This is a genomic window from Streptomyces coacervatus, from assembly GCF_029223485.1.
Lineage (GTDB): Bacteria > Actinomycetota > Actinomycetes > Streptomycetales > Streptomycetaceae > Streptomyces > Streptomyces coacervatus.
In genome coordinates this window covers 19,242-41,606 of the sequence record NZ_JARHTP010000026.1, presented here as the reverse complement: position 1 = coordinate 41,606, position 22,365 = coordinate 19,242, and the positions used below count along the sequence as shown (strand labels likewise).

Genomic DNA, 22,365 nt, shown 5'->3' with positions numbered 1-22,365 from the left:
CAAGGTGGGGGTGGGCGCCGCATTCGGCTTGTGGCGGGACCATGCTTGTTCACGCAGTAGAAACCCGCCTCGTGAATCCTGAGCCGTCCAAGTCCCTTCAATGCGGCCGACCACGGGCTGACTATGGCCCGACCGTAAGGGATCGGTAAGAATTCCAGGCAATATTCGATCATGGTACGGGGAGACGGGGAAAGCATGACCACGGTGATCGCAGAGTGTGGGAATCTGCCCGCCGCCTTCACGAGTTTTGTGGGTCGGAGGCTGGAGACCGCTGAGATCCGCCGTCTTCTGTGCGTACGGCGGCTGGTGACGCTCACGGGCATGGGCGGTGTGGGCAAGACGCGGCTGGCGCTGGAGGTGGCCGCCGCGTCCCGGGAGGCGTTCGCGGACGGGGTGTGGCTGGTGGACCTGGCCCCGGTGTCCGACCCGTCGGCGGTGGCGGCCACGGCGGCGGGCGCGCTGCGGGTGCCCGACCTCGGGGCGCTGCCCTTCCTGGACCAGCTCACGGGCTATCTGGCCGGGCGGCGCGCGCTGCTGGTGCTGGACAACTGCGAGCACCTGGTCGACGCGTGCGCCGAACTGGCCGGAACCCTCCTGTCGGCTGCTCCCGAGCTGCGCATCCTCGCCACGAGTCGCCACACCCTGGGTGTCACGGGCGAGCATGTCTTCGCCCTCGCGCCGCTTGCGCAGGACGATGCGGTGGAACTGCTGCGCGACCGGGCGCCCGCCGTGCGGGAGCGGTCCCACGGAGATGAGGCCGGCCACGCCGCCCTCGCGCGCCTGTGCGCCGATCTGGACGGGCTCCCGCTGGCGATCGAGCTGGCCGCCTCCCGGCTGCGCACGCTCACCGTAGGACAGCTGACGGACCGGCTGGAGAACCGCTTCGCACTGCTCACCGGCGGCTGCCGGACGGCACCGGCTCATCAGCGCACCCTGCGCGGGATGATCGACTGGAGCTACGAGCTGTGTGCCCCGGCCGAGCGGCTGCTGTGGAACCGCCTGACCGTCTTCGCCGGGGGGTTCAGCCTGGAGGCCGCCGAGGACGTCTGCTCCGGGGAGGGGATCGCCGAGGACGAGGTGCTGGACCTCCTGGACCGGCTGGTCGCCCAGTCCGTCGTCCTGACCTGCGAGGCGAGTGGTCAGCGGCGTTACCGGCTGCTGGCGAGCATCCAGGAGTACGGCCGGGAGCGGCTCGCGGACTCCGGCGAACAGGACGCACTGCGCCGACGCCACCGCGACTTCTACCTCGCCCTCGCTGACCGCATCGACCGGAACTGGTACGGCCCCGGCCAGGAGGAGAACCTTGCCCGGCTGCGCGCGGAGCACGCCAACCTGCTGGCCGCCCTGGACTACGAGGGCGAGCCCCGGCCCCGGCTGGCACTGGTCGCGGCGCTGAGCTGGCACTGGTGCGTCGGCGGTTTCCTCAGCGAGGGGCGCCGCCAGTTCGAGCGGGCGCTGGCCGCCGCGCCCGAGCCCAGCGAGGAGCGAGCCCGCGCGCTGCTGGCCGCCGTCTGGGTGGCGCAGACCCAGGGTGACCTGGCGACGGCCGACAGCTGGCTGGAGGAGGCCGACGCGCTGGGCGAGCTGCTGGGCGATACGTGGGTGCGGATCCAGGCGGACGGCCTGCGCGGGGTGTCCGCGCAGTACCGGGGGCGGCCGCAGGAGGCCATTCGCCGCTACGAGGCAACCCTGGCCGCCATGACCGCGCTGGGTGACGAGCGCACGGCGGCCTGCTGGCGGCTGTCGCTGGCCTGCGTCCAGGCGTACGCCGGCGATCCCCGGGCGGCACACACCGGCAGCCGGTACGCCGCCGTCGCCGAGGAGAGCGGGGACGTGTGGGGGCGCGCCCAAGTGCTGATGGGCATGGGCCACTATGCCTGGGCCCGTGGGGACTGTGACACCACCGAGACCCTGGTCAGGTCCGCACTGGTAGGCATGCGCGGCTTCAACGACCACGCGATGGTCGCGAGGATGGTGGAACTGCTCGCCTGGGCCACCGCCGTCGGCGGCGCTCACGCGCGGGCCGCCCGGCTGCTCGGTCTGGCGGATGCCCTGTGGCACGACGCCGGGAGCTCGATCTGCGCGTTCGGACCGCAGATGGCCGAGTGGCACGCCCGCTGCGAGCAAGCCGCGATCGCTGCGCTGGGCGAGGCGTCGTACCGGCAGGCGTTCGCCGAAGGCGGCAGACACCGCACCCGCGCACAGGCCGTCGACTTCGCCCTCGCCGTCGACACGGATTCCGGGGCCGGGCTCGATTGCGGCAGGGACACCGCGTACGACACCGGCACCGAATGCGACAGTGGCACCGATGCCGAGGCTGAGAGCGGTGCCGAAAGCGATATCGGCACCGAGGGTGATACCGGTACCGACGCTGCCATCGACGTCAGGGAGACAGCGCCGAGCACTGTGCGCCGCCGACACGCGCCTGACACCGCGGACACCGCAGACACCGAGCCTGCCTCACCTGCCGAAGGCCGCCACGTATGCGACGTACTGCTGGTCGACGGCGACCCGACGGTCAGGGAGGACGCCCGGCGCATCCTGGAGGCGAGCGGCCACCGGGTACGTAGCGCCGCCGACGGCCTGATGGGGCTCACCCTGTTCCGTCAGCAGACCCCGGACGTCGCCGTGCTCGCCGAGCGGCTGCCCGGCCTGGACGGGATGGGCCTGGCCAGGCGGATCCACGAGGAGTCCGCGGTGCCCGTTCTGCTCCTCGCGGATCGCGACGACCCGGCGGACGTGGTCAGGGGCCTGGAGGCGGGCGCCGACGACTGCCTGGCCAAACCCTTCGACGGAACGGTCCTGCTCGCCCGCGTGCGCGCCCTGCTGCGACGCACGGCCCCCGCGGGCCGACGGCGCGACACTCGTACGAGCCGGTTCGGGGACCTGGTGTACTGCCCCGTGTCACTGGAGGTGTACAAGGACGGGCAACCCATCCACCTGACCACCACCGAACTGAAGCTGCTGCGGGAATTCGCCGCTTCGCCCGGCACGGTCCTCACCCGGGACATCCTCCTGGAGCGGGTCTGGGGCTGCGCCTGGGCCGGCGACACGCACGTCGTGGACGTCCAGGTGATGCGGCTGCGTACCAAGATCGGCCGCGACCGCATCGAAACGGTCCGCGGTTTCGGCTACAAACTGCGCGCCTGAGCCGAGGGGGCGGCCGTCAGCAGCCTGCCGCCGCCATGCGCCGCTCCAGGTGGGACAGCCGGTCAGGCGTGTCGTCCAGGACGAGCAGCAGGCGTGGTTCGCCGCCGTCATCGGCGATGCCGCCGAGGATGGACACGAGGGTGGCCAGGGCGTTGTCCGGCTCGTCGGCGAGGAGGTCGCCGGCTTCCCGGACGATGACTGTCAGCGGCGCGGCCGGCCGTCCGATCGTGGCGGCTGCGCTGGGCGCCGCTCGCGACACGGTGTCCCGGAGGCAGTCGTAGAAGGCGTCCCAGTTGTGCCCGAAGTGCTCCGGAAGCTGGGCACGGCGGGCTCGTTCGATGAACAGGCCCTGCCTGGGACGGCAACGGAGCCGCGCACCTCCTGCCGCGCGGGAACGTCGGCGGCCACCTCGGCCAATAGCCTCGATCGACAACCTCGCCAAGCGCATCACGGACGAGACCACACCTACCTGGCGAGGTACCTATTGGGGCATACAGGGCGATCTGCCTAAAACAAATGCCCTCTCAGAAGCGGTGGGTAGCCTGCTTCCGTCATGCGTTCGGTCACCCGAGACAGGCGGTCCGGAGTTCCGTCCAGGAGCAGTGACAACGTGGGCCTTGAGCTGTCTTCACCAGCGGTTTGGCCCAGGATGTCCAGAAAGACCGACAGTGCGCTCGCGGGCTCGTCCGCGAGGAGCTCGTCCGCCTCCTGGACGATCACCGCCAGTGGCGCTCTCTCCCCCTCCGAGGAGGCACTCTCGGTGGACGCTCTCGCCACCGCTTCACCGAGACAGTCGCTGAAGGCGTCCCAGTTCCGGCCGAAATAGTCCGGGAAGCCGAGTTCGGTCGCCCATTCGGTGAAAAGGTCCCGGCTGGTACGGCAACGGGAGCCGCGCACGGTACCCAGTGTCGTGATGTCGGCTGCCGCCTGCGTCAACGGGCGGAGCCAGGCAGTCTTGGAGGTCAATCCGATCGTCCCCTTCATTTCCTTCATGACCACCGGGGTGGTGTCACGGACGGATTCACCTGTCTGTGACACCACCCCGGCCCGGTCGGCTTCCACGTGCCTAGAAGTGGCCCAGGTAGTAGAACGTCTGGTAGTGGTCGAACGTGGCGTAGACGTTGCCGGTCCTTGTGTTGCGCACGAGCCGCCTCGCGTTACGCGGATCATTCGCACTGCCGTAGTAGTCGATGTCGTACTCTACGTAGGGAGAGTTCCCATTGACCGCCGAGCTCTGCCAGGCGTCGTTGCTCGAGACGCCATGGTTGCGTTCGGCCTGGGTGACCAGTCCGGCGCGGTCGTGGAACGTGCCGCCGTAGTAGATGAACTGGTCACGTCCTATGCCGGGCTCGTAGAACGCGTACCAGTTTTGGCCCCAGAACGAGTCGGGCCATCCACCTCCCGGGTGCGCATCGATGCGGTGGTACCACGACCAGCCGGACCTGACGCTCGCCGCGTTGAAGTCGACGTTGTTGTTGGCCCACCACGTCGCCGCTTCGTTCGCGTCGTCCCAGTCCACCTGCTGCACGCCGGCGGGCGCGCCGGCGTAGCAGGCTGCCGGGCATTGGGCCGACGGCGGCTGCGCGAACGCGGCGCCGGACTCGGCAACCGAGCCGCCCAGGAGGGCGAGCGCGATGCTCGCGACGGTCAGGATCCGGCGGCGGCCCCGGAGCCGGGGGCGCTTCGTACGGCGTTCCGCGTCGGACGCGGACGCCGTGTCAAGAGAGGAGGACAAGACGTCTCCTTCGCTAGTTCCGGTGTTTCACCCGGGGGCCGTTCGCCCCGGTGCCATCAAGAAACCGGTCGTGTGTAGCAGTGGCCTCTCAGTCGGCTCACGGCTGTCCGACAGACGGAAATGACACCCGGCTGTGACAAAGTCCTCCCGCGTGGCCACCGGTGAACGCACGGTCTGGACCGCTCGGCGGTCGGTGAACACGCGGTACAAGGCCAGCTCACGCAGTCGGCAGTACTCGGTGAGGCAGCCGACGAGTGGCTCATGGCGGGCCAGGCCGTCCCGGTGACGGGCGCCGGGCCGAACGAGGACACCGGATCGAACGCGCCCCGCAGGCCGCGGAAAACGAACATGGTCACCGCCGTCTACGCCCCCTACGCGGGCCTCAACGCGGTGCAGGCACTCTTCTACGGCATCGCCCCGCAGTCATGGCGATCGTCACCATCGCCGCCTGCAAACTGGTCCGTCTCACTGACGGCAGGGACTGGCGGGCCTGGGCCATCAGCGTGGTGGTCTTCTCCGTCACCGCCCTCGCCGGAAGGGAACCGATCACCTCAGCGTCGGCGCCGGCCTGCTGATGTCGCCCCCGACGCCCGCCGGCGCCTGCACCTGCCACGCCGTCGTACTCCCGACCTCGCCAAGGGCACGTCCACGCAAGGCTTCGCTGCCTGGCTACTGGCCTCCACCGCCCTCGGCACCATGGCCTTCGGCGGGGCGCTGGTCTCCATCGGCCTGTTCTTCCTCCAGAGGCGCCTGGTCTTCGGCTCCGGCCTGGCCATCGTCCCCCTGCTGCGCGACGGCGTGGTCGCCCAGCACCACTGGCTGACCCAGGCACGGTTCCTGGACGCCGTGGTGATGGGGTTGATCACCCCCGGCCGGTCGTCATCACCGCCGCCTCATCGGCTACCTCGTCGGCGGCGCCACCGGCGCACTCATCGCCACCGTCGCCATAGCCCTCCTCGCCCTGCTGTGGCGATTCAAGCTCCCCGAGCCGTACATCGTCGGCGCCGCCGAAGCCCTGGGTCTGCTGTTGCACTGACTGGCCGCACGAGCCCAGCTCGTAGTGGAGCCGGATCACCTGCAGCTATGCCCTCCCAGGTAAGGGCTCCATGCGTGCGCGATGCGTGAGCGGACGGTGTGGCAGGGGCTGTCCTGGCGTGGACCGCGAGCCATCGTGAACCTGTCCTGACCTGGTGGTTCCGGACACCCATGAAGCGTCCGGAACCACCCGACAAGCTTTGGCCAGGACTTTTAATCCATTGGTTGTGGGTTCGAGTCCCACAGGGCCTACGGGTTGCAGGCGGGGGACAGCCCCTTTTGACCTGCTGTGCAGCGCTCGGGTCGGCTTCGGTCGGGTCGGGCGCTGGCTCGTTTTCGGGTGCTAGCGGGTTGTGGGCTTGGTGGCGCGGATGATGGCGGAGTGCATGCCGTCCGCGACCGGGTGGGTCGGGGTGATCTCGATGTCGGTGAAGCCGGCGGCTGCCAGGCCGGTGCGGTACTCGGTGAGGGACAGTGCGCCTGCGATGCAGCCGGCGTAGTCGCCGCGTTCCGCGCGCTGTTCGGGGGTGAGGGTGTCGTCGGCGACGATGTCCGAGACGCCGATGCGGCCGCCGGGCCTGAGGACGCGGAAGGTCTCGGCGAAGACGGCGGGCTTGTCGACGGACAGGTTGATCACGCAGTTGGAGATGACGACGTCGATGGTGTCCGCGGGGAGCGGGATCGCCTCGATGGTGCCCTTGAGGAACTCCACGTTGGCGGCGCCCGCCTGCTCGGCATTGGCGAGGGCAAGGGCGAGCATCTCGTCGGTCATGTCCAGGCCGTACGCCTTTCCGCCGGGGCCGACGCGGCGGGCGGAGAGCAGGACGTCGATGCCGCCGCCGGAGCCGAGGTCCAGGACGCGTTCGCCCTCGCGGAGTTCGGCCACGGCGGTGGGGTTGCCGCAGCCGAGGGAGGCGGCGACCGCTTCGGCGGGCAGGGCGGCGCGCTCGTCGGCGGCGTAGAGGGTGGAGCCGAAGTTTTCGTCGGCTTCGACGGGCTCGGGGCCGCAACAGGCGGTCCCGCCCTCGGTGACCTGGGTGGCTGCTGCGGCGTACCGCCGACGGACGGTTTCGCGCAGATCGGTGGACTGTTCGCTCATCACTTCACTCCTGGATCGCTTGGATCTCCTGGATCTCCTGGATCTCCTGGGCTTGGTGTTGCTCGTACGTGCTTGTATTGAAGTTTGTTGATGCAAGCTTGCGCCCTGGATCGATGAACGTCAACATAGAGATATGTCGAAACAAGAGCTTGAGGTGATCGACCAGGACGCCGCCTGCTGCCCGGGCCTGGCCTCCGCGCCGCTGGACGACGGACGTGCCGCGGAGCTGGCGAAGGTCTTCAAGGCGCTGGGCGATCCCGTGCGGCTGCGCCTGCTGTCGATGATCGCCTCGCGGGGGGAGGGCGGGCAGGGCGGTGAGGTCTGTGTCTGTGAGCTGACGCCGGCCTTCGCGCTGTCCCAGCCGACGATCTCCCATCACCTCAAGCTGCTGCGGCAGGCCGGGCTGATCGACTGCGAGCGACGGGGGACGTGGGTGTACTACTGGGTGCTGCCCGGCGTCCTGGACAGCCTTGCCGGGTTCCTTACGACTCCGCAGGCCGCCGGGGTGACGGCGTGACGGCGTCCCTCGGCCGCCGGGTCGCCGCCGAGGCGGTGGGAACCGGGCTGCTGGTGGCCGTGGTCGTGGGGTCCGGCATCCAGGCGACCGGGCTGTCGCACGACGTCGGCGTGCAGTTGCTGGCCAACTCGCTGGCCACCGTCTTCGGCCTGGCGGTGCTGATCACGCTGCTCGGGCCGGTCTCCGGCGCGCACTTCAACCCCGCAGTCACCCTGGCCGTGTGGTTCAACGGCCGTCGCGGTGGCGCCGGGCCGAGCCTGCGGGAAGTCGTCGCGTACGTTGCCGCGCAGGTGGCCGGGGCAATCGGCGGCGCGGTGCTGGCCGATGCGATGTTCGCCGAGCCGCTGGTGACCTTCTCCACGCACGACCGGTTCGCCGGGCACTTGTGGCTGGGCGAGGTCGTCGCGACGGGCGGGCTCATCATGCTTGTCCTCGGCCTGGAGCGTGTCGGCCGCGCCTCCCTGGCCCCGATGGCCGTGGCCTCCTACATCGGCGCCGCCTACTGGTTCACCTCCTCCACCTCCTTCGCGAATCCCGCCGTCACCGTCGGCCGTGCCTTCACCGACACCTTCGCCGGGATCGCGCCCGCCTCCGTGGCCCCGTTCGTCGGGGCCCAACTGCTCGGCGCCGTACTCGGGTTGGCCGCCGTGGCAGTCGTATACGGACGCCCGGCCCGTACGACGGACGACGTCGTCGTCCCGCACGGCGAGCCCGAACTCGCCTCCTCCTGACCGCCACTCCACCCGCAAGGACACCTGCCATGAGCACTGCCGCCCCGCGTCCGTCCGTGCTGTTCGTCTGCGTCCACAACGCCGGCCGGTCTCAGATGGGCGCCGCCTTCCTCGCCCGCCTTGCCGGTGACCGGGTCGAGGTCCGGTCGGCTGGCTCCGCGCCCGCCGACGAGGTCAACCCGGCGGTGGTCGAGGCCATGTCGGAGGTGGGGATCGACGTATCCGCCGAGACGCCGAAGATCCTCACCACCGAAGCCGTACAGTCCTCTGACGTCGTGATCACGATGGGCTGCGGGGACACCTGCCCGGTCTTTCCCGGCAAGCGGTACCTGGACTGGCAACTCGAAGATCCGGCCGGCCAGGGGGTTGCCGCAGTGCGGCCCATCCGGGACGAGATCGAGCGGAGGGTGCGCGGTCTGCTGTCCGAGCTCGGCATTTCGGCGGCATCGGCCTGAGCCTGAGCCCGATCGCGTGCGAGATCACGAAACCTGGCGCGCTGCCGTCCGTTTTGGGGTATTTCGCATTAATGTCCCGTTCCGGCAAGGGGTTGACCTGTCAGTTGCTCTGGCACAGGTCGCATTCACTTCACTCCACCGGAGATGACATGCACAAGCTTCGCAAGGCTGCCGTCCTGGCCGTTGCCCTCGGGAGCGTCGGGCTTCTGAGCGGCGGCGCCGCCCACGCCGACGGTGGTGGCTTCGGCATCCAGCAGAGCAGCACCTGCAGGTCGCACGACCTGAACATCACCGTCCTCGGCCAGGTCGGGCTGATCGACGGCCTGTTGGGCAACGCGCTCAACGGCGAGGGCAACTCGGGCGCACAGAGCACTCCCATGGGCTCGGACATGGGCTGCAACAACGGCGTCGGCAAGTAATCGAAGGTTTGCGTTGTGCCCTGCGGGGCGGTCAGCCCGGCGGGCCGCGGTTGTGGCCGCGGCCCGCTGGGTGGGGCTTCGTTACTTGCTGGGTGCCGGAGTGGTGGTGGTGATGTTGCCGAGGTCGAAGCCGTTCGTCGGCGTGATGGCCGGGGCCGCATCGGGGCTGCCGTGGCGCCCGCTGTGGCTGTCGTCGTCGTAGGCCACGGCGTTGGACTGTGAGTTGGCCAAAGCGGTGACGCCGTCGTCGTCGCGCCCGTGGTCGTCGTGGTCGTGGGCGAAGCTGACACCGCCGCCGAGGGCGGACAGGCCCGCGATCGCTGCGGCTACGACGGCAACGCGCTGAAACTTGCGCATGGTTAGACCCTTTCTTACCCGGGCAGGGCGCCCTGGCTTGACTACGTATTGTGACAATATATGCACTTATAGTAGTCATTTGGGATCTTGGGCTTGTCCGCGCGCCGTGTCGGTTTCCGGGCCGGTCTTCGAGCCGGTCTTCGAGCCGGTCTTCCAGCTTGTCTTCGAGTGGCCTCAGCCGCGGCGCGGTCGCCCCACGACCGGTGCCGACATGGACAGGCCCACGAGGTCGGTCCATACGGCGTCGCCGACACCGTCGAGGGTCTGCTTCGCGGAGCGCTCCTCGGCCGTGAGGATGTTGAGGCCGGCCCGGATCTCGTAGGGCAGGTGGTCGAGGGCGAGGCGGCGGCCGACGTAGTCCATGACGGAGCCCGCCTGCTTGATGTCCGGGTCGTTGGTGAGGCCGGAGGGTTCGAAGCGGGTGCCGATGTAGTCGGCCACGAGGATTTCGAGCGGGACGCCGTGCTGGAGGCCCCGGGTGACGGTCGAAGAGAAGGCGTCCATCATGCCCGCGAGCGTGGAGCCCTGCTTGGCCATCCGGACCATCACCCCGGCGACGCGGCCTTCGGGGGTGCGCGCGACCGTGAGATACCCCTTGCCCTCGCCGACGATGAACGACCGGGTCGTCGACAGCATGCGCCTCGCGGGGCGCGGTACGGCAGGCCGCGCCGCCGCCCGCTCCTCGTGCGCCGCCCGTGTCGTACCGTCCCTGAACCGTTCAGTCATGAATGCCCTCACTCCTCGTCGATCTGTGGCCACCCTGGACATGCATGGTCGAATTCCGGCAGAGCGCACCCTTGTACACAATCTGTGGTAGTCAACTCGCCGGTGACCACAACATGTTGGGGTTGAAGATAAGGGTGGGAGAGCGGGGAACCAACCGTGGCACGCCGGAAGGGAGGCCGGTCCGCAGTAAGTTGGACGGATGGCTGCCACCTCGACCTCCACATTGCCGGTGATCCTGTTGCTGTCCGGGAGTCTGCGGGCCGGCTCCACCAACGAGGCCGTGTTGCGCACCGCCCAGGCCGTGGCGCCGGCGGTGGCAGTGGAGGCGGTTCTGTACGACGGACTGGCGGGCCTTCCGCACTTCAACCCCGATGACGACACGGACCCGTTGCCGCCTTCCGTGGCCGGGCTGCGGGCGGCGATCGAGGGGGCGGCAGGGGTGCTGGTCTGCACTCCGGAGTATGCGGGGACCCTGCCGGGGTCGTTCAAGAATCTGCTCGACTGGACGGTCGGCGGCACCGAGATCTGCGACAAGCCGGTGGCCTGGGTCAACGCGGCCGCGCCGGGGCGGGGACAGGGTGCGGAGGCCACGCTGCGGACGGTGCTCGGCTACACCGGCGCCGACATCGTGGAGCCGGCCTGCGTGAGGATTGCGGTGGGGCGGGACATGGTCGGCGCCGACGGGATAGTGGCCGAGCCCGGGGTACGTCGCCAACTCGGCGAGGTGCTGGGGCTGTTGGCGGATCGGGCGGCTACGCCTGAGTGAGCCGTGAGGAGGGGAGGGGAGGTCGCATCGCCTCGGAACAGCGCGCGGAGCGGCGGGACTTCCGCGGGATGTGGCTCGGCCGGAGTGTCAGCCTGGTCGGCGATCAGATCCCCTCTTCGCCCTGCCCAGCCTGGCCGCCCTGACGCTGCACGCCGGCGGCCCGCAGGTCGGCGTACTGCGCGCCATGGCCACGATCGCGTTTCCCCTGCTGGGTCTGCTCGTCGGCGCGGTCATCGACCGGGTGCGCTGCCGACCGTTCATGATCGCGGCCGATCTGACCCGACCGGCGCTGTTCGCGGCCCTCGCGCTCGCCCAGCGGCTCGACCTGTGGCACCTGTACGCCGTCGCGGCGTCGGCGAGCGTGAGCGCGGTCGTGTTCGACGTCGGGTACCCCCACCCCCGCCTGGTCGGCCGCGACCTGCTCGCCCCGGGCAATGCACGGCTGCAGATGTCGGCCGCCGTGGCCCGGCCGGTGGTCCCGCCGTCGGCGGCGCGGTCACCCAACTGCTGGAACCGGCACTTGCAGTCGCCGCCAACGCCGCCAGTTTCCTCGCCTCGGCGACCAGCCTGCTCACCATCAGGGCGCCCGAGTCCGCCGTAGCAGACCCGGCCGACGCGCCGGCCGCGGTACTCGGCGCCGCGGTGAGCCGGGCCCTCGTCGAGAGAGCCGGCGCCGGCAGCCCTACGGTCAACCTGTGCACCCTTCCCGTGGGTTCGGTGGCCGGCGGCCTGGTCAACGTCATCGGTCTGCCGTTCCTGCTGCGCAGCGAGATACGGCGGCTGCGCCGAGGCCTTCCACAGAGGGCGGGTGACACCCCTCTGACCTGCGCCTGACCGGCGCAGATGGTGTAGCCCGCTACACCGCGCCGCAGCGCCCGCTTCGCTTAGCGTGGCGGCATGTGGAAAACGGTGCGGCAGGCGTGGCGGGCCACGGTCCATCTCGTCCTGGCCGCGGCGATGGCGTTCTGCCTCTGGATATTCATCACGGTTCTGATCATCACCGCCGTCGCCACGCTGGCGGTGGTCGGCGCCTGGATGCTGCCCGAGACGGTGCTGATCATCCGCCGGATCGCGGGCGCCAAGCGGAGGATGACGACCGCGTGGACCGGGCAGCGCATCCCCGAGGCGTACCAGCCCCTGACCGGGACGGTCCGCGAGCGGATCCGCACGGCCGTACGCGACCCCGGCACCTTCACCGACCTGCGCTGGATGGTCGCCGACTATTTCTACGGCGCCCTGCTCGCCCTCGCGCTGCCGCTGTGGCCGCTCGGCCTGGTCGTCGACGGCGTGTGGTGCGGGCTGCTGCGCCGTACGCCCCTCGTCCTGCCGCTGATCGTGCGGATCGCGGACCTGGAGGCCGACTGGTCGACCGCCCTGCTCAAGCCGTCCCCGAAGGCCCAACTGGCCGCCCGCGTCGAGGAGTTGGCCGCGACCCGTGCCGACGCGATCGCCGCGCACGGCGCCGAACTGCGCCGTATCGAACGCGATCTGCACGACGGTGCGCAGGCCAATCTGGTCGCCCTGTCCATGCGGATCGGGCTCGCCAAGCGGGCCTACGAGCGGGATCCGGAGACCGCCCGCAAGCTGCTGGACGAAGCCCAGGCGCAGGCCGAGCAGGCGCTGACCGACCTGCGCAATGTGGTCCGCGGCATCCACCCGCCGATCCTGACCGACCGCGGCCTGGTCGGCGCCGTAAGGGCGCTGGCCGCGAGCAGCGGACTGCAGGTGACGCTGGATGTGGACCGCCTGGAGGACGACGGGCCGCGGGCGCCCGCCGCGGTGGAGGCTGCCGCCTACTTCGTGGTGGCGGAGGCGCTGACCAACGCCGCCAAGTACAGCGGCTCACTGCGGGCATCCGTCCGGCTCACCCGGCTGAAACGCGGCCTCCGCGTGCGGGTGGCCGACGAGGGGCCCGGCGGCGCCGACGAGACGAGCGGCTCGGGGCTGCTGGGCATGCGACGGCGGGTCGCTGCGCTCGACGGGACCGTGGAGCTGTCCAGCCCGGCCGGCGGGCCGACGGTGATCGACGTGATGCTGCCGTGCGTGTGGTGACGGCGCCCGGTACAGACAGACGGGAAGACCGGACGCCGCCGCTTCGAACGTAAGGCGGCCAGGATTAAATTGTCAGCAATTTTGTTGTCTTTTTAGCAGCCGACGCCGACTCGGTGGTCAACCTGCATCAACCCGCGATCAACCCGCGTGCAGCTCCGCCAGCGGCAGCGTGTGCTGCGTCTGCAGGACCTTCGCGCGCAGGTAGCGGACGTTGTGGGCGGTGGTGAAGACGCCGGTCGGGACGCGGTCGTGGACGTCGATGCCCAGGTCGCGGAGCTGGCCGGCCTTGTCGGGGTTGTTGGACAGCAGGTCCACGGTGTCGATGCCCAGGGCCCGGAGCATCTGCGCGGCGGCCGTGTAGTCGCGGTCGTCCTCGGGTAGGCCCAGGGCCGCGTTCGCCTCGTAGGTGTCGAGGCCCTGGTCCTGGAGGGCGTACGCGTCCAGCTTGTTGTAGAGGCCGATGCCGCGGCCCTCCTGGCGGAGGTAGAGCAGCACACCGCCGCGATCCGCGATCCGCTCGACCGCCTCCCGCAGCTGCGGACCGCAGTCGCAGCGGGCCGAGCCGAACACGTCACCGGTCAGGCACTCGGAATGCAGCCGGACCAGAGGCGTTGTACCGGGGGCCGGGTCGCCCAGGACGACGGCCACGTGTTCCTGGCCGTCGGTCAGGCCGTGGAAGGTGACCAGTTCGGCGTCGACGCTGTAGCCGTCCTGGAAGCGCAGCGGCACCCGGACGCGGGAGCGCTGGGTGGCGGCGGGGAAGTCGGGCATGCGGGTCTCCGGGGTCCGTGCGTATCTGCTTCAGTTTTGAAGCAGATCCATGGCCTGTGACCCTACCTCATGCTTTAAATTTGAAGCAACTGAATAGCGGCTGAATTGCGACGCAGCTCACACGCAGCTCACATGCGGCTCATTCGGCCGACGAACAGGGCGAGGAGGATCGCCGCCGCCAGGGGACATCGTCCGAAGCGACCCGCGCCTCGTCCTCCTCCAGCGTCCGGGCGACCGCCGTGAAGATCTCCTCCAACTGCCCCACCTGCTCCTCGTTGAGCCGGTCGAACAGAAAGTGCCGTACCGTCTCGACGTGCCCCGGTGCCGTCCGCTCCAGCACCGCCATCCCCTCGTCGGTGAGGGCGGCGAAGCTGCTGCGCTTGTCCCACTTGCAGTTCTCACGCCGGATCAGCCCGTCCTTCTCCAGCCTGGTCACGGCGTACGTCAGCCGGCTCCGGGTGATCTTCGTCCGCTCGGCGAGATCGGTCATCCGCAGCCGCCGCTCCGGTACCTCGGAGAGATTGGCGAGGATGGAGTAGTACAGGTGCGGCATGCCGGCGTCCTGCTGGAGCTGCCGGTCGAGCGCGTCCTCCAGGAGGTGCGCCGCGGCGATGTACGCGCGCCAGGCACGCTGCTCCTCGGGGGTGAGCCAGCGAGTCGTCATGCCCCCAGTGTAGGTTTGTTTCAAACTTGAACCAAGCCCCGCCCGTCGCCGAGAGGGAACGCGTCCGATGCCGTACCCCTACGTCCTGCTGTCCGCCGCCGTCTCCCTCGACGGCTACCTCGACGACACCGGCCCCGAGCGCCTCCTGCTCTCCAGCCCGGCGGACTTCGACCGCGTGGACGAGGTCCGCGCCTCCGTCGACGCGATCCTGATCGGCGCCGGCACGATCCGCGCCGACAACCCGCGGCTGCTGGTCAACTCGCCCGAGCGCCGGGCCGCGCGGGCCCAGGCCGGGAAGCCGGAGTACCCGCTCAAGGTCACCGTCAGCGGCTCCGGCGACTTGGACCCGGACGCCAACTTCTGGCACACGGGCGGCGAAAAACTCGTCTGTACGACCGACAAGGGCGCCGAACGGGCAGGGACCCTCGGCCTCGCCGCCGACATCGTCCCGCTCGGCCCCGACCTCGACTGGCGCCGCCTCCTGGAGCACCTGCACGACGTGCGCGGTGTGCGGCGCCTGATGGTCGAGGGCGGCGGCACAATCCACACGCAGCTGCTCCAGCAGGGTCTCGCCGACGAACTCCAACTCGTCCTCGCCCCCCTCTTCGTGGGCGACCCGGACGCCCCCCGCCTCTTCGGCCCCGGCGCCTACCAGGGCGGCCGACTGCGTCTGACCGAAACCCGCCGGATCGAGGACGTGGTCCTCATGCGCTACGAGCCCACGGCCCCCGGCACCGGCCCGCTCCCCTCCGCCGCCGACCACCACTGGCTGGCCCTGGCCTGCGACCTCGCGGACCGGTGCCCGCCCTCCCGCACCGCTTTCAGCGTGGGCGCGGTGATCGTCGCCGCCGACGGCACGGAACTCGCCCGCGGCCATTCGCGCGAGGGCGGCGACCCGGTCGTCCACGCCGAGGAGGCGGCCCTGGCCAAGCTCGCCCCGACCGACCCGAGGCTGGCGACGGCGACGGTCTACAGCAGCCTGGAACCCTGCGCCCACCGAGCCTCCCGCCCCAAGCCGTGCGCACGCCTGATCCTCGACGCGGGCGTACGACGGGTGGTCACGGCCTGGCGGGAGCCGGACACGTTCGTGGCGGGTGCGGACGGGAGCGGCTTGCTGGCGGCGCAGGGGGTCGAGGTGGTCGTACTGGAGGAGTACGCGGAACGGGCAAAGGCACCGAACGATCACTTGGCGGGGTGACCTTTCACTGCCGGTCGGCATTTGTCTTTCAGCCCGTCCGGCGTTTGAGGACGAGGCCCCTCAAGGGCCGAAGCACCCGTCCCAAAGAAGGCAGCCCCCAGCAGACGCCCACCACACCACCGCCCACCGTCCAATCGGCCCAACAGATCCTGCGGCGTAATCCCCGAAGGGCCACGCTTCCAGTGAACGGCCGGAGGCGATCGCGGAGGTAGTGCCAGTGAGGTCAGTCCCCAGACGTGCGGCGTCAGTCCTCCTCGCCCTGCTGCTGACGGCGCTCGTCGCCTCCTGCGGCACCACCGACCCGGGCACCCGCACCATGGCGAGGGCGCTGCCCCCGGGTACACCGTTCACACACCCCGGCGTGCTCGTCAGCAAGGCCCAGCTGGACGTCGTACGGAAGAACGTCATCGCGGGCAAGCAGCCCTGGCTGCAGGCGTTCCTCGACATGCGGGACAGCAAGTACGGGTCGTACAAGTACGTGCCCCAGCCGTACGCGACCGTCAACTGCCCCTGGGGCGGCAAGGGCGCGCAGGGCTGTCTCGAGGAGCGGCAGGACGCCATCGCCGCCTATACGCAGGCCCTGCTGTACAGCGTCACCGGTCAGCACCAGCATGCCGTCAAGGCCCGGGAGATCATGGACGGCTGGTCGGCGAAGCTGAAGCGGCACACTGCGCAGGACGCCCAGCTGCAGTCCTCGTGGGCCGGGTCGACCTGGGCGCGGGCCGGGGAGATCGTGCGGTACGCACCGGGCGCCGGCTGGCCCGCCGACCGCGTGCGGCGGTTCGCGACCATGCTGCGCACCGTCTACCTCCCCGAAGTCACCAGGAACCTCCCCGACTACAACGGCAACTGGGACCTCGCGATGACCGACGCCGCCATCGGGATCGCCGTCTTCACCGACGACCACAAGGCCTTCGACGCCGCCGTCACGCGCTTCCGCGGTCTGGTGCCCGACTACTTCTATCTGCGCAAGGACGGCGACGTGCCGCTCACCCCGGCCGGGTCCACCGCCAACACCGTGAAGAAGCTGGAGTCGTACTGGTTCAAGGAGACCAAGTTCGAGGACGGGATCGCGCAGGAGACCTGCCGCAACTTCAAGCATGTCGGCTACTCCCTCGCCGCGACCGCGCACATCGCCGAGACCGCCTGGCACCAGGGCGTCGACGTGTACGACGACATCAAGGACCGGCTGAAGGCGGCCCTCGACTTCCACGCCCGCTACGAGATGGGCCAGAAGCCCCCGTCGTGGCTGTGCGGCGGCAGGGTCGTCGGAAACATGGGGCCCGACCTGGAGGTCGCCCTCAACCACCTGGAGAACCGGCTCGGCACCCCCGTCCCGGCCGCCCACAAGCTGGTCCAGCAGACGCGCCCGGCCGGCACCGACGACCTCTTCGTCTCCTGGGAGACCCTCACCCACGCGGACAACCCGGCCGCGTGACGGGAGGCCTTACGGACCCCGGAAAACACAGGTGAACGGGGGCGGACGTAAACCTTGGTGCTGGTGGTCCCGCGGATGGCGTATGCTGGTTACACAACGACGCGGGGTGGAGCAGCTCGGTAGCTCGCTGGGCTCATAACCCAGAGGTCGCAGGTTCAAATCCTGTCCCCGCTACTCAAGGCTCAGGGCCGGAGTCCAGTCACTGGACTCCGGCCCTGAGTGTTTTCCCCGTACTCCGGCCCCGAGCGTTTCCCTCGATCGGACTTCACGGCTCGCCGCCGGCTCCGGGTGCCGGAAACCTGGACCCGTGGACCAGGAGGGGCCGATCTCGTACGCGCGCACCGTCGTCCGCATGCTCCCGGCGCTGCTGCTCGTGGTCGGGGCGTTCTACGACTACCTCACCCCGTCGGAGTTCACCGCGGCCCCGCTCTTCACCGCCGCGCCCCTGATCGCCGCCCCGCTCTACTCGCGCCGCGGCACGATTCTCACCGGCCTCGGGTCCGTCCTCGTCGTCCTCGCCATCCACATCCAGCTCGGCATCGCCTTCAGCGTGGCCGGGATCACCGAGCTCGCGACCGTGCTGACGGTCGCCGTCCTGGCCGTCCTCATCAACGTCCTCGTCCGCCGCGGCCGCGAGGAGCTCGCCTCGCAGCGCGAGATCGCCGAGGCCGCCCAGCGGGCCGTGCTGCCCGAACCCGCCGAGCGGATCGGAGGGTTCGCCATCGCGGCACGGTACGAGGCGGCGCAGGCGGACGCATCCATCGGCGGCGACCTCTATGCCGTGCAGGACAGCCCGCACGGCGTACGGCTGGTCGTGGGCGACGTACGCGGAAAGGGGATGGGGGCGGTGGCCGCCGTCGCCGTCGTCATCGGGGCCTTCCGCGAGGCCGCCGAGCAGGAGGCCACGCTGGAGGCGGTCGCGCAGCGGCTGGACCGGGCGCTGGCGCGCGAGGCGGCGCGGCGGGCGGGGATCGAGCTGTTCGAGGGGTTCACGACCGCCGTGCTCGTGGAGCTCCCGCACGGCTCCGGCATCGTACGGATGGTCACCCGCGGCCACCCGCCTCCGCTGCTGCTGTGCCCGGACGGCGCCGTGCGCACCCTGCACGCCCGCGAGCCCGCGCTGCCGCTCGGCATGGCCGATTTGGGGAGCTGGCCCGACCGCGCGGAGGAGACCGAGTTCCGCAGCGGCACCACGCTGCTGCTGTACACCGACGGGCTGTCCGAGGCGCGGGACGAGCTCGGGCGGTTCTTCGAGCCCGCGGACCGGCTCGCCGGCCGGGTCTTCCCCGACCCCGCCGCGCTGCTCGCCGCCCTCGCGCAGGAGGTGCGCAGGTACACCGGGGACGCCGCGACGGACGACATGGCGCTGCTCGCCGTAAGACGGCCTTGAGACGGCACTGAGTGGCTGTGGCCGGATGTGACCAGGTGTGATCGGGCGACCCCCCTCCGCATAACAACTGACATACCGTCAATACCTGTGAGGATCCTGAGGCGGGGTCAACTCGCCCGATTTTCGCCGTTCATGGCCCGTACGTCCTGGCCAGAAAGGTTAATGATCAAGGGGAACACCTTGGAATCGGCACCCCGGGTCTATTAACGTTCGATAACGCAGCGCGGTCGTCCCAGCCGTCACAAGAGGCGGCTCCGTGCGCACGCGCCGAATCCCGCAAGGGAACCGGGGAACCACCACCCTGGGGTGAATCGCGCTGATACCGCCGTGGACCCACGGCAGGTATACGCGCGTAGGAGACCTTCCTGCTCCGAACCCGTCAGCTAACCCGGTAGGCGAGAAGGAAGGAAAGGAGCACGCCCACGTGGCGTCCAACCCGCCTGCCCCGGCAGCCCCGTTCGTGCCGAGCACCGAGCCCTTCGGCTTCGCCGGCCCCCGCACCGACGAGGGCCCGTGGGAGGAGTGGAACCCCACCGAGGACTCCCTCCGCCCGATACGCGGCCGGCACCGTGTGGCCAAGCAGCGCGGCGGGGGACTCGCCCGCAGCTCCACGGTCCTGGGCGTCGGTGTCATAGCCGCCGTCGGCGCGGGCGGCATGGCCAGCGCCAACACCGGCAAGCCGCCGGTGTCGATCTCCATGCCCGATCTGCCCTCGGTGTTCGGCGGCTCCTCGGACGCCCCGAAGGGCTCCCCGACCGCGCTCAGCGATGTCGCCACGACCTCCGAGAACACCGCTCAGGGCGCCAAGGGCGCCGGTGAGGCGCTGCGCGACCGCATCATGGCGCAGGCCGAGTCGCAGCAGGTCCAGATCGACAGCAAGAGCCAGGCGGCCACCGAGACGGCCTTCGCCAAGCAGGTCGACACCGCCGCCGCCAAGGCGGAGCAGGAGGCCGCTGCCAAGGCCGCCGCCGCGAAGCAGAAGGCGGAGGCGGCGGTCAAGAAGGCGGCCGAGGCCGCGAAGCTCGCCGAGCTGGCCAAGCAGTTCAAGCTGCCGGTCGTGTCGTACACGATCACCGGCACCTTCGGACAGGCCGGCTCCATGTGGTCCTCCGGCTACCACACGGGCCTCGACTTCGCCGCCCCCACGGGCACGCTCATCAAGGCCATCCACAGCGGGACGATCACCGAGGCCGGCTGGGCGGGTGCGTACGGCTACCGCACGATCCTCACTCTCGACGACGGCACCGAGCTGTGGTTCTGCCACCAGTCGTCGATCAGCGTGAGCGTCGGCCAGAAGGTCAGCACCGGTGACGTCATCGGCCGCATCGGAGCCACCGGCAACGTGACCGGGCCGCACCTGCACCTGGAGGTCCACCCCGGCGGCCAGGCCACCGGCATCGACCCGGCGCCGTGGCTGCGCAGCAAGGGCCTCAACCCCTGAGAGCCTGCGTCATTTACGTGATCTTTGCGGGCGTGCCGGAATGGAGTGCTCCGGCACGCCCGTTGACGTAGTACATGACTTCCCTTCGCAAGCTCGGTTCCTCCGGCCTAGAGGTCTTCCCGCTCTCCCTCGGCGGCAACGTCTTCGGCTGGACCGCCGACGAGGCCACGTCCTTCGCCGTCCTCGACGCCTACGCGGCCGCCGGCGGCAACTTCGTCGACACCGCCGACGGCTACTCGGCCTGGGTCCCCGGCAACAAGGGCGGCGAGTCCGAGACGATCATCGGCAAGTGGGTCAAGGCGCGCGGCAACCGCGACGACATCGTGATCGCCACGAAGGTCAGTCAGCACCCCGACTTCCCGGGCCTCTCCGCCGCCAACATCAAGGCCGCCGCCGACGCCTCCCTGCGCCGCCTCGACACCGACCACATCGACCTCTACTACACCCACTTCGACAAGCCCGAGGTGCCGGTCGAGGAGATCATCGGCGCGCTCGACGAGCTGGTGAAGGCGGGCAAGGTGCGGCACATCGCCGCGTCCAACATCTCGCCCGACCGGCTCCGTGCGTCCCTGGAGTTCTCCGACCGCGAGGGCCTGGCCAAGTACGTGGCCCTGCAGCCCCACTACAACCTGGTCTCGCGCGACACCTACGAGGGCGAGCTCCAGGACCTGGCCGCCCGCTACGGCCTGGCCGCCGTCCCGTACTACGCCCTCGCCTCCGGCTTCCTCACCGGCAAGTACCGGCCCGGTACGACGGTCGACAGCCCGCGCGCGGGCGGCGCCGCCAAGCATCTGGAGTCCGAGCGGGGGCAGCGGGTCCTCACCGCCCTCGACGAGATCGCCAGGTCCCACGACGCCCCGGTCGCCACCGTCGCCCTGGCCTGGCTCGCGGGCCGGCCGACGGTCGCCGCCCCGATCGCGTCCGCGCGGACGGTGGAGCAGCTGCCGGCGCTGCTGGCGGTGGGGGAGCTGACGCTCACCGACGCCGAGGTCGCGCGCCTGACGGAGGCGTCGGCCTGACCCCTTGAGGGCCTACGACTGGTACGGGTTGTACGCGGGGTTAGGCATCGGGTTGTACGCGGGATTCGGCATCGCCGGGTTCCCGTACACCCCGTACACCGGCCAGGGCGGCGCCGCCACCGGTACCGGCGGCGCCGTGACCCGCGCCGCGTAGTCCAGCGCCGGGCGCGCCACCTCCCGGCGCCGCCACAGCTCGTGCAGCAACTCCCGCTCCCTTACGACGAAGTCGGCGCCGGCGCGGCCACGGCGCCCCCGGTGCCGCAGGAAGGCCAGGGAGGTCGCGTACGCCTCGTACTGGGCGACCGCCCGTGCGGCAGGCTTGCCGAGGTGGTGGGCGGCGTGTTCGCGGGCCAGCCGGCGTGCCCGCATCGAGCCGAGGGCGTAGGGCTCGGCGGGGGTGAGCCAGCCGGCCACGGCGTAGGCGGGCAGTTCCTCGCGCACGGTGCGCAGTTCGCGCTGGCGGGTCCAGATGACGAGCCAGGTCAGCAGGGCGAACGCGGGGAGCATGAAGACGGCGTACACGGCGAAGAACCCGTACTCGCCGAAGGTCGAGGAGCCGTTCCAGATCGCGTGCATGCTCATCGCGAGCAGCAGGCCGGAGAGCGGGACGAGGACCCGCCGCAGGTGCTGGCGTTCCGCGGAGAGCGCGGCGATGCCGAAGCCGATGCCGGTCAGGACGGTGAAGAGGGGGTGCGCGAACGGGGACATGACGATGCGCACGAAGAACGTCGCGGCGGTGACGGAGGCGATGCCGCGGTCGCCGGTGAGCTGGTCGGTGCCGAAGGCGGTGCCCAGGTAGAGGATGTTCTCGGTGAATGCGAAGCCGGTGGCGGTGACCCCGGCTATCACCACCCCGTCGACGATCCCGGTGAAGTCCCGTCTGCGGAACAGGAAGACGAGTAGCACGGCTGCCGCTTTTGCGGACTCCTCGACGATCGGCGCTATGACGGTCGCGCCGAGGGTGTCCGCGCTGGACGGGTCGGCGGTCGCCGTCGCTATCCACTTCGTGGCGAAGCTGTTGGCGACGATCGCTATCAGGGCCGCCGCGCAGGCTCCCCAGGCGAAGCCGAACAGCAGGTTGCGCCAGGGGCCGGGGGCGACGCGGTCGAGCCAGCGGAAGGCGGCTATGAGAAGCGGCACGGGCAGCACCGCCAGCCCGAGCCCGACCAGGAACCCTTCGGTGCCGGTCTGTTCGCGCACCAGGGCCAGGATGACGAGCCCCGAGAGCGCGAGCAGGGTGCAGAGCGCGCCGTACCGCACCGATCTGCGCTGCCACCAGTGAGCGTGCCCGAGCGCACCGCCGGCCGTGCCGCCGGGGTGTGGCGGGTGCGTCGGGTACGGGGGAAAGGTGGCCACGGCATTGACCCTAACGAGCGAAGGCGCCGCCCGCGACGGTGTGTCG

The 22,365-nt window shown here is 70.3% G+C and carries 25 protein-coding genes, 1 tRNA gene, 1 pseudogene and 1 riboswitch; of the genes and pseudogenes, 17 read left to right on the top strand and 10 right to left on the bottom strand.

From position 1 onward, the window contains the following. Nucleotides 1-195 precede the first annotated feature (195 nt). Nucleotides 196-3,150 (top strand): response regulator, encoded by a 2,955-nt coding sequence (locus P2Q00_RS44085; RefSeq protein WP_275780425.1) that lies wholly within the window; start codon nucleotides 196-198, stop codon nucleotides 3,148-3,150. Nucleotides 3,151-3,166: 16 nt separating this feature from the next. Here the strand turns inward: P2Q00_RS44085 and P2Q00_RS44080 are convergent, their stop codons facing one another. From P2Q00_RS44080 to P2Q00_RS44070, 3 genes are read right to left on the bottom strand one after another with little or no spacing between them, the layout of a single operon-like run. Continuing rightward, complete coding sequence (locus P2Q00_RS44080; protein WP_275780530.1) at nucleotides 3,167-3,598, bottom strand: barstar family protein; 432 nt, start codon at nucleotides 3,596-3,598, stop codon at nucleotides 3,167-3,169. Nucleotides 3,599-3,657: 59 nt separating this feature from the next. After that, nucleotides 3,658-4,212, bottom strand: coding sequence for a barstar family protein (locus P2Q00_RS44075; protein ID WP_275780424.1), 555 nt, complete (start codon nucleotides 4,210-4,212; stop codon nucleotides 3,658-3,660). 4 nt (nucleotides 4,213-4,216) lie between these two features. Then, entirely contained in the window at nucleotides 4,217-4,885 is a 669-nt protein-coding gene (locus P2Q00_RS44070; RefSeq protein ID WP_275780423.1) for a ribonuclease domain-containing protein, read from the bottom strand. Nucleotides 4,886-5,310: 425 nt separating this feature from the next. Here P2Q00_RS44070 and P2Q00_RS44065 point away from each other — a divergent pair, with 425 nt between their 5' ends. Beyond that, nucleotides 5,311-5,460 (top strand): hypothetical protein, encoded by a 150-nt coding sequence (locus P2Q00_RS44065; RefSeq protein ID WP_275780422.1) that lies wholly within the window; start codon nucleotides 5,311-5,313, stop codon nucleotides 5,458-5,460. A gap of 121 nt (nucleotides 5,461-5,581) precedes the next feature. Next, a pseudogene (locus P2Q00_RS51035) lies at nucleotides 5,582-5,701 on the top strand (hypothetical protein); the annotation flags it as partial. A gap of 46 nt (nucleotides 5,702-5,747) precedes the next feature. On the opposite strand, the gene P2Q00_RS44060 reads toward P2Q00_RS51035, so the two are convergent. Together P2Q00_RS44060 and arsM are read right to left on the bottom strand one after the other, a co-directional pair. Beyond that, complete coding sequence (locus P2Q00_RS44060) at nucleotides 5,748-5,960, bottom strand: hypothetical protein (RefSeq protein WP_275780421.1); 213 nt, start codon at nucleotides 5,958-5,960, stop codon at nucleotides 5,748-5,750. A 303-nt stretch (nucleotides 5,961-6,263) separates the two neighbouring features. Continuing rightward, nucleotides 6,264-7,019, bottom strand: coding sequence for an arsenite methyltransferase (arsM, locus tag P2Q00_RS44055; protein WP_275780420.1), 756 nt, complete (start codon nucleotides 7,017-7,019; stop codon nucleotides 6,264-6,266). A gap of 133 nt (nucleotides 7,020-7,152) precedes the next feature. Here arsM and P2Q00_RS44050 point away from each other — a divergent pair, with 133 nt between their 5' ends. The 4 genes from P2Q00_RS44050 to P2Q00_RS44035 all read left to right on the top strand — a co-directional run bounded on the left by P2Q00_RS44050 (nucleotide 7,153) and on the right by P2Q00_RS44035 (nucleotide 9,141). Continuing rightward, on the top strand, nucleotides 7,153-7,536 hold the full coding sequence (locus tag P2Q00_RS44050) for an ArsR/SmtB family transcription factor (protein WP_275780419.1): 384 nt from the start codon (nucleotides 7,153-7,155) through the stop codon (nucleotides 7,534-7,536). Then, on the top strand, nucleotides 7,533-8,267 hold the full coding sequence (locus tag P2Q00_RS44045; protein ID WP_275780418.1) for an aquaporin: 735 nt from the start codon (nucleotides 7,533-7,535) through the stop codon (nucleotides 8,265-8,267). The genes P2Q00_RS44050 and P2Q00_RS44045 overlap by 4 nt, the downstream gene beginning before the upstream one ends. A 29-nt stretch (nucleotides 8,268-8,296) precedes the next feature. Further along, nucleotides 8,297-8,722, top strand: coding sequence for an arsenate reductase ArsC (locus tag P2Q00_RS44040; protein ID WP_275780417.1), 426 nt, complete (start codon nucleotides 8,297-8,299; stop codon nucleotides 8,720-8,722). 149 nt (nucleotides 8,723-8,871) lie between these two features. Beyond that, the gene (locus tag P2Q00_RS44035; RefSeq protein WP_275780416.1) at nucleotides 8,872-9,141 is read left to right on the top strand and encodes a hypothetical protein; all 270 of its coding nucleotides are present in this window, start codon (nucleotides 8,872-8,874) and stop codon (nucleotides 9,139-9,141) included. Between the two features lie 81 nt (nucleotides 9,142-9,222). Here P2Q00_RS44035 and P2Q00_RS44030 read toward each other — a convergent pair whose 3' ends face one another. Continuing rightward, the gene (locus P2Q00_RS44030) at nucleotides 9,223-9,498 is read right to left on the bottom strand and encodes a hypothetical protein (protein WP_275780415.1); all 276 of its coding nucleotides are present in this window, start codon (nucleotides 9,496-9,498) and stop codon (nucleotides 9,223-9,225) included. Between the two features lie 174 nt (nucleotides 9,499-9,672). Beyond that, nucleotides 9,673-10,224 (bottom strand): TSCPD domain-containing protein, encoded by a 552-nt coding sequence (locus tag P2Q00_RS44025; protein WP_275780413.1) that lies wholly within the window; start codon nucleotides 10,222-10,224, stop codon nucleotides 9,673-9,675. A gap of 199 nt (nucleotides 10,225-10,423) precedes the next feature. Here P2Q00_RS44025 and P2Q00_RS44020 point away from each other — a divergent pair, with 199 nt between their 5' ends. From P2Q00_RS44020 to P2Q00_RS44005, 4 genes are all read left to right on the top strand, one after another. After that, on the top strand, nucleotides 10,424-10,990 hold the full coding sequence (locus P2Q00_RS44020; RefSeq protein ID WP_275780411.1) for an NADPH-dependent FMN reductase: 567 nt from the start codon (nucleotides 10,424-10,426) through the stop codon (nucleotides 10,988-10,990). A gap of 70 nt (nucleotides 10,991-11,060) precedes the next feature. Then, complete coding sequence (locus P2Q00_RS44015; protein WP_275780410.1) at nucleotides 11,061-11,591, top strand: MFS transporter; 531 nt, start codon at nucleotides 11,061-11,063, stop codon at nucleotides 11,589-11,591. 41 nt (nucleotides 11,592-11,632) lie between these two features. Further along, a complete protein-coding gene (locus tag P2Q00_RS44010) occupies nucleotides 11,633-11,824 on the top strand; it encodes a hypothetical protein (protein WP_275780409.1) in 192 nt (63 codons plus the stop codon). A gap of 63 nt (nucleotides 11,825-11,887) precedes the next feature. Then, entirely contained in the window at nucleotides 11,888-13,042 is a 1,155-nt protein-coding gene (locus tag P2Q00_RS44005) for a sensor histidine kinase (RefSeq protein ID WP_275780408.1), read from the top strand. A gap of 138 nt (nucleotides 13,043-13,180) precedes the next feature. On the opposite strand, the gene P2Q00_RS44000 is transcribed toward P2Q00_RS44005, so the two are convergent. Next, complete coding sequence (locus P2Q00_RS44000; RefSeq protein ID WP_275780407.1) at nucleotides 13,181-13,813, bottom strand: GTP cyclohydrolase II; 633 nt, start codon at nucleotides 13,811-13,813, stop codon at nucleotides 13,181-13,183. Between the two features lie 139 nt (nucleotides 13,814-13,952). Next, nucleotides 13,953-14,477, bottom strand: coding sequence for a MarR family winged helix-turn-helix transcriptional regulator (locus tag P2Q00_RS43995; RefSeq protein ID WP_275780406.1), 525 nt, complete (start codon nucleotides 14,475-14,477; stop codon nucleotides 13,953-13,955). A 67-nt stretch (nucleotides 14,478-14,544) separates the two neighbouring features. Between P2Q00_RS43995 and P2Q00_RS43990 the strand changes: the two genes are divergently transcribed. The 6 genes from P2Q00_RS43990 to P2Q00_RS43965 all read left to right on the top strand — a co-directional run bounded on the left by P2Q00_RS43990 (nucleotide 14,545) and on the right by P2Q00_RS43965 (nucleotide 20,963). Next, on the top strand, nucleotides 14,545-15,675 hold the full coding sequence (locus P2Q00_RS43990; protein ID WP_275780405.1) for a dihydrofolate reductase family protein: 1,131 nt from the start codon (nucleotides 14,545-14,547) through the stop codon (nucleotides 15,673-15,675). Between the two features lie 211 nt (nucleotides 15,676-15,886). Further along, nucleotides 15,887-17,113: an alginate lyase family protein gene (locus P2Q00_RS43985; protein ID WP_425579545.1), complete on the top strand. Its 1,227-nt coding sequence runs from the start codon at nucleotides 15,887-15,889 to the stop codon at nucleotides 17,111-17,113. Between the two features lie 100 nt (nucleotides 17,114-17,213). Further along, a tRNA-Met gene (locus P2Q00_RS43980) sits at nucleotides 17,214-17,287 on the top strand. 133 nt (nucleotides 17,288-17,420) lie between these two features. Next, on the top strand, nucleotides 17,421-18,503 hold the full coding sequence (locus tag P2Q00_RS43975; RefSeq protein ID WP_425579546.1) for a PP2C family protein-serine/threonine phosphatase: 1,083 nt from the start codon (nucleotides 17,421-17,423) through the stop codon (nucleotides 18,501-18,503). 255 nt (nucleotides 18,504-18,758) lie between these two features. Then, nucleotides 18,759-18,916: riboswitch (cyclic di-AMP (ydaO/yuaA leader) on the top strand. A gap of 11 nt (nucleotides 18,917-18,927) precedes the next feature. Next, nucleotides 18,928-19,944, top strand: coding sequence for a M23 family metallopeptidase (locus P2Q00_RS43970; RefSeq protein WP_275780404.1), 1,017 nt, complete (start codon nucleotides 18,928-18,930; stop codon nucleotides 19,942-19,944). 74 nt (nucleotides 19,945-20,018) lie between these two features. Beyond that, on the top strand, nucleotides 20,019-20,963 hold the full coding sequence (locus tag P2Q00_RS43965) for an aldo/keto reductase (protein WP_275780403.1): 945 nt from the start codon (nucleotides 20,019-20,021) through the stop codon (nucleotides 20,961-20,963). A gap of 12 nt (nucleotides 20,964-20,975) precedes the next feature. Here the strand turns inward: P2Q00_RS43965 and P2Q00_RS43960 are convergent, their stop codons facing one another. Continuing rightward, nucleotides 20,976-22,319: a PrsW family intramembrane metalloprotease gene (locus tag P2Q00_RS43960; protein WP_275780402.1), complete on the bottom strand. Its 1,344-nt coding sequence runs from the start codon at nucleotides 22,317-22,319 to the stop codon at nucleotides 20,976-20,978. Nucleotides 22,320-22,365 lie beyond the last annotated feature (46 nt).